General features: G+C 62.7%; 11 protein-coding genes. 6 read left to right on the top strand and 5 right to left on the bottom strand.

Annotated elements, in window-relative coordinates; genetic code table 11:
* From NKH52_RS00850 to NKH52_RS00840, 3 genes are all read left to right on the top strand, one after another.
* Positions 1–423, top strand: a complete 423-nt coding sequence (locus NKH52_RS00850) for a hypothetical protein (RefSeq protein ID WP_352729214.1) — start codon at positions 1–3, stop codon at positions 421–423.
* Positions 424–512: 89 nt separating this feature from the next.
* Positions 513–1,499 carry a dihydroxyacetone kinase subunit DhaK gene (gene dhaK, locus NKH52_RS00845; protein WP_352729216.1) on the top strand — a complete coding sequence of 329 codons (987 nt, stop codon included), beginning with the start codon at positions 513–515 and terminating at the stop codon, positions 1,497–1,499.
* 63 nt (positions 1,500–1,562) lie between these two features.
* Positions 1,563–2,582 carry a nucleotidyltransferase family protein gene (locus tag NKH52_RS00840; protein WP_352729218.1) on the top strand — a complete coding sequence of 340 codons (1,020 nt, stop codon included), beginning with the start codon at positions 1,563–1,565 and terminating at the stop codon, positions 2,580–2,582.
* An 8-nt stretch (positions 2,583–2,590) separates the two neighbouring features.
* On the opposite strand, the gene NKH52_RS00835 is transcribed toward NKH52_RS00840, so the two are convergent.
* From NKH52_RS00835 to NKH52_RS00820, 4 genes are all read right to left on the bottom strand, one after another.
* Positions 2,591–3,577, bottom strand: coding sequence for a phosphoenolpyruvate carboxykinase (ATP) (locus tag NKH52_RS00835; protein ID WP_352729220.1), 987 nt, complete (start codon positions 3,575–3,577; stop codon positions 2,591–2,593).
* Positions 3,574–4,008: a lasso peptide biosynthesis B2 protein gene (locus NKH52_RS00830; protein ID WP_023811607.1), complete on the bottom strand. Its 435-nt coding sequence runs from the start codon at positions 4,006–4,008 to the stop codon at positions 3,574–3,576. The genes NKH52_RS00835 and NKH52_RS00830 overlap by 4 nt, the downstream gene beginning before the upstream one ends.
* Positions 4,008–4,493, bottom strand: coding sequence for a PqqD family protein (locus tag NKH52_RS00825; protein ID WP_352729222.1), 486 nt, complete (start codon positions 4,491–4,493; stop codon positions 4,008–4,010). The genes NKH52_RS00830 and NKH52_RS00825 overlap by 1 nt, the downstream gene beginning before the upstream one ends.
* Positions 4,494–4,737: 244 nt before the next feature.
* Positions 4,738–5,520, bottom strand: coding sequence for a DUF2259 domain-containing protein (locus tag NKH52_RS00820; RefSeq protein ID WP_352729224.1), 783 nt, complete (start codon positions 5,518–5,520; stop codon positions 4,738–4,740).
* 209 nt (positions 5,521–5,729) lie between these two features.
* On the opposite strand from NKH52_RS00820, the gene NKH52_RS00815 reads away from it, so the two are divergent.
* The 3 genes from NKH52_RS00815 to NKH52_RS00805 all read left to right on the top strand — a co-directional run bounded on the left by NKH52_RS00815 (position 5,730) and on the right by NKH52_RS00805 (position 9,842).
* Complete coding sequence (locus NKH52_RS00815; protein ID WP_352729226.1) at positions 5,730–7,637, top strand: propionyl-CoA synthetase; 1,908 nt, start codon at positions 5,730–5,732, stop codon at positions 7,635–7,637.
* A 115-nt stretch (positions 7,638–7,752) separates the two neighbouring features.
* Positions 7,753–8,835 carry an acyltransferase family protein gene (locus NKH52_RS00810; protein ID WP_352673361.1) on the top strand — a complete coding sequence of 361 codons (1,083 nt, stop codon included), beginning with the start codon at positions 7,753–7,755 and terminating at the stop codon, positions 8,833–8,835.
* Positions 8,836–9,083: 248 nt separating this feature from the next.
* Positions 9,084–9,842, top strand: coding sequence for a metallophosphoesterase family protein (locus tag NKH52_RS00805; RefSeq protein WP_023811603.1), 759 nt, complete (start codon positions 9,084–9,086; stop codon positions 9,840–9,842).
* A gap of 74 nt (positions 9,843–9,916) precedes the next feature.
* Here the strand turns inward: NKH52_RS00805 and NKH52_RS00800 are convergent, their stop codons facing one another.
* Positions 9,917–12,304, bottom strand: a complete 2,388-nt coding sequence (locus NKH52_RS00800; protein WP_127289904.1) for a polysaccharide biosynthesis tyrosine autokinase — start codon at positions 12,302–12,304, stop codon at positions 9,917–9,919.
* Positions 12,305–12,392: the final 88 nt, after the last annotated feature.

The following is a 12,392-nucleotide window of genomic DNA, read 5'->3' as shown; positions in this document are numbered from 1 at the left end:
ATGGTCGACAGGACACCCGAACCCGGTTCCGAAGAGGCGATCCGCGCCTACAAGACGATCCTGTCGCACGTCATCGACCAGCGCCCATCCGGCATGCGCCAGCGTCTGGCCGACGCGCTCGGCAAGCACCGCAGCTTCGTCACGCAGATTTCCAGCCCGGCCTATTCGATCCCGATTCCGTCAAAGCATTTGCCTTCTATATTTTCGGTGTGCCATTTCAGCCCGGCCGAGCGGGACCAGTTTCTCGCCGCCTACCACCAGGCGCATCCAGGCAAGATGTCGATCGCAGCAGGCATGCGCAAGACGCGGCATGTTTCGCTCATCGTGCCGGATTTCGGCGACGACAAGCAGAACGCCGCGCTCGACAAAGCGGTAAACGACTTCATCCAGAAGATCACCAGCATCACCGGCAAGGGTAGCTGATCGAACTCTTTGTTTTACGCAATTTCGGAAAAAACGCGACATACTTTTCCTGGAATTGTTTGGAAGGCCTATTTCGGGAGGAGACGATCGTGAAGAAGTTCATGAACTCGGTGGACACGGTGCTGACCGAGAGCCTCGACGGATTCGTGGCCGCCCATGCCGACATCCTGGTGCTTGGCGACGCGCACAAATTCATCCGGCGCAAGACCTTGCGGCCGGGCAAGGTGGCGCTGATCTCGGGCGGCGGCTCCGGCCACGAGCCGCTGCATGGCGGCTTTGTCGGTCACGGCATGCTGGACGCCGCCTGCCCCGGCCAGGTGTTCACCTCGCCGACACCGGACCAGATGCTGGCGGCGGCGCAAGCCGTCGACACCGGCGCCGGCAGCCTGTTCATCGTCAAGAACTATGAGGGCGATGTGATGAATTTCGAGATGGCGGCCGAGCTGTCGGAAGGCGTCCAGCAGATCGTGACCAATGACGATGTCGCCGTCGAGAATTCTTCTTATACGACGGGCCGGCGTGGCGTCGCCGGCACGCTGGTGGTGGAAAAGATCGTCGGCGCGGCGGCCGAACATGGCTTGGCGCTGGCGCCGTTGAAGGCGCTGGGCGACCGCGTCAACACGGCCACCCGCTCGATGGGCGTGGCGCTGACAAGTTGCACCGTGCCGGCGGCGGGCAAGCCGACTTTCGATATCGGTGATGGCGAGATGGAGTTCGGCGTCGGCATCCATGGCGAGCCCGGCCGCCGGCGCGACACGTTGAAAAGCGCCGATGCGATCGCGCAGGAGATCTGTGCCGCGATCCTGGGCGATCTCGGGGACAGGGCGAAGGGTCCGGCGCTGCTGTTCGTCAACGGCTTCGGCGGCACGCCGCTGATGGAACTCTATCTGATGTACAACAGCGCACGGCTGATCTTCGAGACGCATGGCGTGACGGTGGCCCGTTCGCTGGTCGGCTCCTACGTCACTTCGCTCGACATGGCCGGCTGCTCGATCACGCTGACCATGCTCGACGACGAAACGACCGGATTTTGGGATGCGCCGGTACACACGGCAGCGCTGCGCTGGGGTATGTAAAGCTGGCTTCCACCCTGCTTTTCTGCAACATCTTTCCCTTCAATCGCAACATTGTCCGGGTTGATGCTGCCACCGCTTACCCCTGCCGAAGAAAAGCTGCTGCTGCGCTACGCAGATCCGGAAGCGCCGACTGTCGACGTCGATAATTTGTCGGCAAAGACGCTGATGTCGCTGCTCGACAACGCCGAATTCCATGGCGTCCTGCCGATCATGCTGCGCAAGCTCAGCGGCGACGCGCAACTCCCATCGGATCAGGAGCTGGGAGACAAACTGGAGGACCTGCGCCAGAAAGCGACGATCGCCACCGGCCAGTCGATGCTGTTGAAGTATCATGGCGACCGCATCATGAAGGGACTGACGGCGGACAATGTTCCGGCGCGGATCGTCAAGGGGCCGGTCTTCGCGCGAAAGCTCTACCGCAACGTCGCCGACAGGCCGTTCACCGATATCGACATCCTCGTCGAACCCGCCAATCTGGCCAGGGCAAACCGGGTGATCGCGGCATGCGGCTTCGAGCTTGGCAGCAACGAGGCCGAATCCTACGAATTGCAGGAATTCAAATGGCTCGAAAAGGAGAATTCCAGCCTGCTGGTCGAACTGCATGGCGACCTCGTGCATGACACCGGCATGCGGCGGCGCCTGTCGCTGGGTTTGCCTGAATTGCGCGCCATCGACGGCGAGGCGACCGACACGCCGGTGGCTCTTCTGACGATCGCCATCGTTCACGCCGCCGGCGGCCACAAATTCCACCGGCTGCAGCTTTGCGTCGACGTGCTGCAAGGCGTGCGGGCGCTGCAATCACCCGAAGCGGAAGCACGCCTCTTCGACGCTGCCCGCATCACCGGCATCGAACTCGAACTGGCTGTTGTGCTCGATGTGACGGGCCAATTGTTCAAGGAGAGCCGAGCGCTTGAACTCGCCGCCCGGATCAAGCCCGATCTCTCGATACGGCTGGCCAAGCGGTTGATCACCACGAATACGCTGCTCGGCGTCAATTCCAGGGACAGACTGGGCTCGCGCCTGCGCCGCGACGCCTTCCGGTGGATCCAGAGATTGGCCAAGGCCAGGCCGCACGCTGCTTGATCGGCTGTTCAGTCCCGCGTCGTCAGAGCGGCGCTGATCAGCGCCGCAGCGTCAGCCGGGCGCGCGCCCACCTCCAACCGGAAGGTCGGCACTGCATTGACCAGCCCGGCGATGGTCGTTAGCCGGCGTTTCTGCATCGGCAGCAGCCCGGTCATGCCGGTGCGGACATTGTCCACTGCCAGCGCCACCATTGCGTCGGTCCCGGCCATGGCGACGAGCCGGGTCTGGCTTCCGGTGGAGCGCGCCAGGTGCAGGAGGGCCGCCACCGGCCGGGCGGACGCGTTTTCCACCTGGATGATATCCTCCAGCCTTTCAAGCGAGACGGGCTGTTCGCTGTTGCGATCCCACGCCTCGCCAAGGCATGGCGCCACCTGCGGGATCATTTCGGCAGTCTTCTGGTGGATTTTGACGGCGCGCGGCAAGCCCCAGGCGACAACCTTGCCAGAAGCGACATTCAGGATCATGGCGTCGTCGGAGCAGAGGCCAAAGCCCTGTGTTGCCAGCGCGAGCGACGTCGTGGTCTTGCCGGTGCCGCTCGGAGCATGGATCAGCACCACCGCATCGCTGTCCGGCAACGTCAAGCCGGCAGTGTGCAGCATATGCTGGCCACCGGCGTCGAGCGCGGCGTCGAGCACCAGCATTGCCGGTGTCCACGCGGCTTTCGCGCCAGGGCGGATCCGGAGTTCGGCCCAGCCCGCCACGCCATTGATGGCAACGGTCTGACGCTCGGGAAAGACCAGATGGATGATACCACCATCCTCGATCATCCGGCAGTGACCATCCTCCGGCATCTCGCCATCGAAGACGAGGGATCCGTTGGGTGCCTCGTCCAAGGTGACTGTCTCGGCGATCTCGAGACGAAAGTCCGGCTCGACGGGTTCCGCGATACGCAGGCTGCCCAGCATCCGGTCGAAATCCTGCCACAGCTCGGGGCGCTCGGCCGATATGCCCAGGATCAGGCCGTTGAGGCCATAGCAGGCTGAAGGTCTGGTCAAGCGGGGCGCGCCTTTACGGCATCGGCATGATGACGATAGATTTCGACCATGCCGGGAAGCTTGTCGCTGACCACCGGCCTGCCATCGAGGCAGACCCAGCAATGCGCTGCCAGGCGCTGCGCTTGCATCGACTGCGGATCGACGCCGAAGCGCAGGTCCGGATCGAAACCGGCTAGGCGCAGGAAACGATGACCTAGCAGACCCTCCCTCAGGCACCTGCGGTCACGCATCAGCCAGGGATGGCGGACGGCGCGGTTGACGCTCGCGACGATGTAGGCGGACGGCAGACCGCGATAGGGCGTCGACGAGGCGAGCGGCGCCCATTTGAGCACCTCCTCGAAGCTCCGGTTGGTGACAAGGACCGGCATCAGCCGCGCGCTTGCCCAGAGATGGCAGCGAAACAGAGCGCGCAGGAGCGGGCCGTCAGCCATCAAGCACCTGGCGCGGCGAGGATACCTTCAGAGATCAGATCCGTGGCCAGTGCCGCCATGTCCTGATCGAGCGTCCCCTTGTCAACCTCGAACTCCTCGCAAAGCAGGTCGACGATCTGGTCGAGGTTGCGCGCGCCGTCCACCTTGTCGAGAAAGGCTTCGGTCGTGCCGTTGCATGTATAAAGCTGGCCGCTGCGCGCCAAAAGCACGACTGCGCCATCGCCCACATGCTGCACGGAGGCATCCTCGGCTAGCCGCAGAACGGTTCCAGAGACTATTTCCACCACGCCCCTCCAAGCCACGCTCATCCCGGAAATCAGATAGCGCGGAGGTGGAGCGCTGTCTATCAGCTGATCATGGGAGCCCAGTGCACGGGACCAACGGCTTTGCTGACAGATTCTCCGCGCCAGTCGCTTTAGAACCTGCTCGGTTGCGTCTTCCCGGCCGCATTCGTCCCAGAAATAGTCATCGATGAAATGTGACAAGCAGCGGGCCTGCCGGCAGCGGACGTTGCATTTCTTCCCCTAAGTAAGGTAAAACCTGTCCGGGTATTGGGGAGATAGCGTATGCGTTACAATTGGGAGCGAGCTCCGACGAGCTTTGAACGTCACAGAAAAGCGCTGGCTACAGCCATTTTGATCGCTGGCGGCATTGGCCTCATGCTTGTGGCCCTGCCGATCTAGAAACAACCTTCAGACACAGCGGCTGCCGGCGCCTGGGCGCAACCTCTCAGCGTGGCTGCCCGGTCACTGCAAGGAAGCGACGATCGCGCCCCTCGAAACCCTGGCTGAAACGCTGGACCAGCACGACGATCACCGCCGGCTTGTCGGCCGGGGTGAATTGGTAGGATTCCGACAGGCTGTAGGAGGTCGGGCAGTTTCTTGAGCCCGGCACGGTCTTGTCCTCGTGCAGGATCTTGATCGGCTTGCCATCCTGGCCTTGCAGCGTCAGCCGGAAGCCGAGCGCCTTGCCTGCCTTCTCACCTTGAAGTGGCTTTTCACCTCGAAGTGCCTGGTCGCCTCGCTGCCTCGCATCGACACTCGCCGAACAATCGGTCGCGCTGGCCGCCAGGATTTCGTCGAGCTGGATGGTCGAAATGCCTGTTTCGCCGTGGAGCGGCGACAGCCATTTCCGCGACACCTGTTCGAGGCGGGAGATGTCGTTGTAGGCAACCATTTCGCCGGGGAAGGTGAACTTGTCGGAAGCCGCCTGCTCGGCCACAGATGTGATCGCATATTGGGCCAGAATGGGCGCTGCCTGAGCGGCGGCCTGAGCCCTCGCCTGCTCCAGGGTCAGTATCGCTTCCTCCGTCTCGTCGACGACGAGGATCGGCTTGCCGCCAACCACCTGATCCGTACGGGTATCGATGATATCGATCTGCGACCAGCCGGAGTCCGAGACGCCGGCGTCGAGCGTTCCAAATTGCTCGAAGGCGAAATAAGCGCCATCCGGCGAAAAGCCGATGATGTGCCGTGCCGCGGCATCGCCGGCTTCAGCGGTTCCGGTGGACATAGCAAGTAGGGCGCCCGTGACCGATGATTGCGCAAAGCGCCCGATGAACCGCACAGCAGCAAACATCACCACCCCAATCCTGTCTCGCAATTCATAGCTGCTTGCCCCCAAGCGCCAGGTCGATGCCGTCGCCACAATGGCGTGGATTTGCGGCCAAGGTTAGAGCGCGCTATCTGGAAGGAAGAAAAACATTTCCCGGGGAGGTACGGATGGCTTCACGCTATCACGAGGTCTATGAAGGCTGGAAGCGCGACCCGGAGCGCTTCTGGGCGGACGCGGCCAGCGGCATCGACTGGTATTCGCCCTGGGACAAGGTGTTCGACGCCGCGGCCGGCGTCTATGGCCGCTGGTTCACCGGCGCCACCTGCAACACCTGCTACAACGCCATCGACCGCCATGTCGCGGGCGGGCGCGCCGATCAAATCGCGCTGATCCATGACAGCGCCATCACAGGAACGGTCAGGAAGTTCACCTATGCCGAGCTGAAGCGCGAGGTGGTTGCACTCACCTCTGTGCTGAAGAATCGCGGCATCGGCAAGGGCGACCGCGTCATCATCTACATGCCGATGGTGGCCGAGGCCGCCATCGCCATGCTCGCCTGCGCTCGCATCGGCGCGGTGCATTCGGTGGTCTTCGGCGGCTTTGCCTCGCATGAGCTTGCCACCCGCATCGACGATGCCAGGCCGAAGCTGATCATTTCGGCATCCTGCGGCCTGGAGCCGGGCCGCGTCGTTGCCTACAAGCCGTTGCTCGACAAGGCGATCGAGATCTCCCGCCACAAGCCGGACGCCTGCCTGGTCCTGCAGCGCGACCAGTTGCGCTGCGAGCTGAAGGAGCATTTCGACATCGACTATGCCGACGCCGTCGCCCGCGAGCGGGCCGCAGGCGCCAATGTCGATTGCGTGCCGGTGCTGGCCACCGATCCGCTCTACATCATCTACACATCGGGCACGACCGGCCAGCCCAAGGGCATCGTGCGCGACAATGGCGGCCATATGGTCGCGCTGAAATGGACGATGGAAAACGAGTTCGGCGTCAAGCCGGGCGAGGTGTTCTGGGCGGCGTCCGATGTCGGCTGGGTGGTCGGCCATTCCTACATCGTCTACGGACCGCTGCTGCATGGCTGCACCAGCATCCTGTTCGAGGGCAAGCCTGTCGGCACGCCCGATGCCGGCACCTACTGGCGGGTGATAGCGGAGCATGGCGTGGTCGCGCTGTTCACCGCGCCGACCGCATTCCGCGCCATCAAGGGGCAGGACCCGAAGGGCGAGTTCATTGCCAAACACGACCTCTCGAAATTCCGCACGCTGTTTCTTGCCGGCGAGCGCGCCGACCCGGAAACCATCAAATGGGCGGAGCAGAAGCTAGGTGTGCCTGTGGTCGACCATTGGTGGCAAACCGAGACCGGCTCGCCGATGACGATCAATCCCGCCGGCCTTGGCCTGTTGCCGGTGAAATACGGCTCGCCCGGCGTGCCGATGCCCGGCTACGACATCCGCGTGCTCGACGATGGTGGCAATGAGGTGACGCGCGGCACGCTGGGCAATGTGGTGATCAAACTGCCGCTGCCGGCGGGCTGCCTGCCAACGCTGTGGAATGCCGATCAACGGTTCCGCCAAGCCTATCTCGACGAGTTCCTCGGCTTCTACAAGACGGCGGATGCCGGCATGATCGACGAGGACGGCTATCTCTACGTTATGGCTCGCACCGATGACATCATCAATGTCGCCGGCCACCGGCTCTCCACCGGCGCCATGGAAGAGGTGCTTTCGGCCCATCCCGATGTCGCCGAATGCGCGGTCATCGGCATTGCCGACGCCATGAAGGGCCAGGTTCCGCTGGGCTTCGTGGTGTTGAATGCGGGTGTGACGCGTGACGTCGGCCTGATCGAGAATGAAGTGGTCGGCCTTGTGCGCGAACGCATCGGCCCGGTTGCCGCCTTCAAGACTGTGGTGACGATCAAGCGCCTGCCAAAGACGCGTTCGGGCAAGATCCTGCGCGGCACCATGCAGAAGATCGCCGACAAGGAAGAATGGACCATGCCGGCGACGATCGACGATCCGATCATCCTCGACGAGATCACCAAGGCCCTGAAGGACCGTGGGATCGGCCTTTGAGCGGCTGAAGGCTTTGGCTTGTCGAGGCCGCTTTTCGGATCGACGAGCAATCTTTTATTGTGCAACGCAGCAATGCGCCCTACAGTGCTTGCGGGGGGCCATCGACAAAGGTCGCATGGCTCAAAAGAAGATTACATTTGGCGGCGTCGACATCCTGCGCTTTCTCGCCGCCGTCATGGTCATGGTCTATCACTATGGCTTCTGGGTGTGGGCGTATCCGGACGGTGTTTCGGCGCGCGCCACGGGCGGCGTTCCCCCGCAACCGGCAATAGGCGCCTGGGTCGAATCCGGCTGGGTCGGCGTCCAGATCTTCTTCGTCATCAGCGGTTTCGTCATCGCCTTCAGCGCCGAAAGGTCGACACCCCTACAGTTTTTCGAAGCAAGGGTGAAACGGCTGGCGCCGGCGGTTTGGATCTGCGCACCGGTCACGGCGGTGGTGCTGCTGCTTGTCGGCCTCAGTTGGCCGACCGATGCCGTTATCAGGCTCCTACGCACCGGCCTGTTCGTTCCGTACGCGCCTTGGGTGGACAGCGTCTACTGGACGCTGGGCATCGAGATCGCCTTCTATGCTATCGTCTGGATCTTACTCAGCCTTGGCCGCTTCCATCTGATGGAGATTGTGGCCGTCGCCATCGGCTTGGTCAGCACGCTGTTCTGGTGCCTCTACTACCCGCTCGGCTGGGCCGATCTTGCCGAAACACGCACACTCGACCTGCTGCTGGTGCATCACGGCGTTTTCTTCGCGACCGGCGTCATGCTGTGGCTGATGCGCTTCAAGGCGGTGACAGGCGCCCGACTTGCCTTCTGCGCCCTGTTTCTGGCCGGTGGTGTGCTGCAGATCGCCAGTTCGGTCGACGTTCATATCCTGAAGGTCGGGCGGGATATGCCGTTCGCGCCGCCGATCCTCATCTTCCTCATCGGCATCGCGCTGATGGCATGGTCGCTGCGGCTCGACCTGTCCTGGAGCGGCTGGCGCCGGATCGGGCTGATGACCTATCCGCTCTACCTGCTGCACGATGTCGTCGGCGCGGCCCTGCTCGGCATCCTGGTCCGCGCCGGTCTGCCACATCTGTTCTCGATGGCGGTCGTCGGCGCGACGATGATCGCGGCAAGCTGGCTGGTGGCGATCGAGGCCGAACCACGCATCCGGCTGCTGCTCGACCACACCGTGTTCCGTTATCGGCTCAAGGCAGCCTGACGACGATCCGGCATTACCGGCCGGACGGCCGACGTGAAGCATGTCGCGCCTGAGCGGATTCAGGCCCGCTTCAGGCCTTTGTTTCCACAGATCGTTCTTCCAAAACCGAGCTCATTTTTGGGCGACATGCATTGGCGGTCCCGACCCGGCGCGGCTGCATTTTCCACGATTGCGGAATTCTCCGTTTCGGGCATGATATCAGGCGCTTATGCCTTCCGCATGAGAGTTCGCCTCGAGACGCCCCGCACGTGACCCTGTTCCAGCGAAAACCCCGCATCGCGGCGCGTCCGCGCCTCGATATCGACATGCAGGATGCCGTTGTCTACGCGATCGGCGACGTGCATGGCTGCTACAAGGAACTCCGCGCCCTGGAGCAGAACATCCTGCTCGATTCGCTGCGCTTCCAGAGCCGCAAGATCATCGTCATGCTTGGCGACTACATCGACCGGGGGCTCCAGTCGGCGCGGGTGCTCGATCACCTCCTGGCGCCGGCGCCGAAAGGGTTTCAGCGCATTTGTCTTGCGGGCAACCACGAAGTGGCCATGCTGAACTATCTCGACGGACATTTGTCGCGCGAGCCCTGGCTGGCGACGGGCGGCCTGCAAACCCTGTTTTCCTACGGCATCGATCCGGCGCGCCTCACCAGCCTCTACGGGAGCAGCGCGCAGATCGACAGACGCATAAGGGAGATCATTCCAGAGGATCACGTCAGCTTCCTGCGCGGGCTGCCGATCATGGTCCGCTCGCGGAAGTTCGTGTTTGTCCACGCCGGCATCAGGCCCGGCGTCGACCTTGCGGCGCAAACCGACCACGACCTAATTACCATCCGTTCGGACTTCTTCGAGGCAACACACCTGCTCGACCGCTGGGTGGTGCACGGGCATACGCCGGTGGATGTCCCGAAGCTCGAAGGGCGCCGGCTCGGCATCGACACAGCCGCCTTCCAGAGCGGACGCCTGACCGCCGTCAGGATCGCCGACAAGCAAGGCAGGCTGATCTTCTCCTGACGCATCGATGTTCAGGTGTGCTGACCTGAAGATCGATAGACCTCAAAGTGGCCCCACGCGCGCAATGACCGATGTCAGACCGGCGCCTTGCCGCGCACTTCCGACTTTTCCAGATAGTAGCTCGAATATTTATCGAAGAACTTTTCCGAGCCACCGAACGATCCGTATTTGGCCAGTTTCTTCAAATCGACCTTGTTCAGCACCGCGCCGACGATCTTGTTGGCGACATAGGGTTCGGATTCCAGCATCGACCTGACCATCGCGCGAGGCGTGCGCCCCCACTCGGTGACCAGGACAAACCCATCGACCAAGGGGGCGAAGGCCTTGGCGTCGACCACCGGTCCGAGCGGCGGCAGATCGACGACGATGTATTCGAACGTCTCCTTGGCGTTCTCGATGAAGCGCCGCATGCCGGCCGAGGAGAGAAGTTCGCTGGTATGCGAGAAGTGACCGCGCAGCACCGCCGGGATGATCGCCAGCTTCGTCTGCCTGTCGATCTTGCCGACAGACTGCCAAGTCTGGCCGCTGACAACCGCTTCCATCAAACCCTGCTCGGCTTCCATGCCAAGGCCCCGGCTGAGGCCGGGATTGCGCAAGTCGCCGTCGATCAGCAGCGTCTTGGCGCCATTGGCGGCAAGCAAGCCGGCGAGATTTGCCGCGACCGTCGACTTGCCCTCGCCGGGAAGCACCGAGATGATGCCGATGACGCGGCTGCCTTGCCCTTCCATCACGACGTCGAAGGCGATCTTGGCGCTGCGCAGCGTTTCGGAGAACATCGAGGCTGGAGAATCGATGCTGACCCGCATGCGCGCCCGCCTTTCGGCCGCCGACAGCGATTGGGTGGTCTTGGCGTCCACCTGGGTCTCACCCGGCTTTTCTTCCTTGCCGAGCTTGCCGCCGATCGTCGGCAGATAGCCGAGGAATTTCAGGTTGACGCGGTCGCGCACGTCCTCGCCGGTCCTGAAGAAGCGTTCGTTGAACTCGTTCAGCCCACCAAAGCCGGCGCCCATCAGCAGGCCAAGCACCAGCGAAAGTCCGAGCACGACGATGGTGCGCGGGCTTGACGCGGCAAACGGCATCGAGGCGTCCGAGATGATGCGGATTTTGCCGACCGGGAAGGATTGCTGCTGCGCGGCTTCCTCGTAACGACCCAGGAATGTCTGATAGAGCGTGGTGAGCGCCGTCGCCTGCTGATCGAGTTCACGCAGCTTGACTTGCGTCTGGTTGTCGACGGAACTCTTGCCTTGCGCGGCCGCGACGTTGGCCCTGAGCGCGGTCTCGCGTGCCTGCGCCACCTCATATTCGTTGCGATAGCTTTCGGTCAGCTGCTTCAGCTCGCCGAAAATCTGCGTCGATATGTCGGCCTTCTCCTTGGAGAGAGCCACCGCCTGCGGGTGCTCGGGGCCGAAATTCGCCTCGACGTCCTGCAGCCGCTTGGCCACTGTGAGGTAGCGGGTCTTGAGCGCCGATATGACCGAACTGCTTGGCTGGTCGCTCGATATGGCGGCATCCTTGAAGGCGTTTTCGGAGCCGCTGTCGACAATGGCCTTGTACTGCTGGTAGCGGGCGCTGGCGCGTGCGGTGTCGGCCTGCGCCACGATAAGCTGGGCGTTGAGGTCGGAAAGCTGCTTGTCGCTCATCAGCTGGCCATCGCTGTTGGCGGCCAGCCCATGTTCGGCCCTGAATTTCTCAACCGCGAGCGAAGCTGCCTGCGAACTCTGGCGCAGCTCCGTCAACCGGCCCTGCAGCCACACCGCAGCCCGCTCGGTGGCATCGAAGCTCGCATCGAGCTGATCGGCGAGATAGGCATCGGCATAGGCCTTGGTGATGGCGTTTGCCAAGGCCGGATCCGTCGCCTGATAGCCGAGCGCGATGACGTAGCTTCGGCCGACGCGTTCCGCCCGGATCTCGTTCTGCAGCTTGAGGATAGCGTAGTCGCGGCGCGACGTGGCGATCAGCGCATCGCGGGCGGCGGGGTCGAGCTTGCTGAAGTCGGCACCACCCGGAAGGGAAGGGCTGGGGCGGACATACTGGATCACGCTGCGGATGAGGCCTATGCCTTGGGCAAGCGCCGACTGGGGCGGATTCATGAACGTGTCGTTCTGGTCGAGCTTCAGCTTGTCGACGACCACGGCGGCAAGCCGCGTCGAGGTCAGGATCTCGATCTGGCTCAGGATGGCGGAATCGGTCTGCATGGTTGTCGACGCCGCCGAAATATCGTCGACAATCTTGTTCAAGCCTTCGTCGATCAGCACGCTGGCGACCGACTGATATTTGGGCGGCGTTGTCTGCAAATAGAACAGGCCCAGGAAGAGACCGATGACGGCACACACGGCAACCACCTTGGCCTGCCGTGCGGCCATGCCAAGCAGCCGCTCGATATCGATGAAGTCTTCGCCGTCTCCTGCGTCCGAATTCGGCAATGGCATCCTCTTGTCGAGAGGAAAATTGGCATAATTCATCTTCGGTCCAATTCTAGAGCCGGTCCGTCGCAATGGCTCTATCTCACTGTTTCAACACGACCTTTTCCGGAAACCGGGACCCACTTTC

This window comes from Mesorhizobium sp. M1066 (genome assembly GCF_040318635.1).
GTDB lineage: Bacteria > Pseudomonadota > Alphaproteobacteria > Rhizobiales > Rhizobiaceae > Mesorhizobium.
This window is presented reverse-complemented; position numbering and strand designations above follow the sequence as displayed.

What these genes read in the sequence shown, in the direction of transcription:
- NKH52_RS00850 (WP_352729214.1), top strand. Translation starts at nt 1, where the DNA reads ATGGTCGACAGGACACCCGAACCCGGTTCCGAAGAGGCGATCCGCGCC.
- NKH52_RS00840 (WP_352729218.1), top strand. Translation starts at nt 1,563, where the DNA reads ATGCTGCCACCGCTTACCCCTGCCGAAGAAAAGCTGCTGCTGCGCTAC.
- NKH52_RS00830 (WP_023811607.1), bottom strand. Translation starts at nt 4,008, where the DNA reads ATGGCTGACGGCCCGCTCCTGCGCGCTCTGTTTCGCTGCCATCTCTGG.
- NKH52_RS00820 (WP_352729224.1), bottom strand. Translation starts at nt 5,520, where the DNA reads ATGTCCACCGGAACCGCTGAAGCCGGCGATGCCGCGGCACGGCACATC.
- NKH52_RS00815 (WP_352729226.1), top strand. Translation starts at nt 5,730, where the DNA reads ATGGCTTCACGCTATCACGAGGTCTATGAAGGCTGGAAGCGCGACCCG.
- NKH52_RS00810 (WP_352673361.1), top strand. Translation starts at nt 7,753, where the DNA reads ATGGCTCAAAAGAAGATTACATTTGGCGGCGTCGACATCCTGCGCTTT.
- NKH52_RS00800 (WP_127289904.1), bottom strand. Translation starts at nt 12,304, where the DNA reads ATGAATTATGCCAATTTTCCTCTCGACAAGAGGATGCCATTGCCGAAT.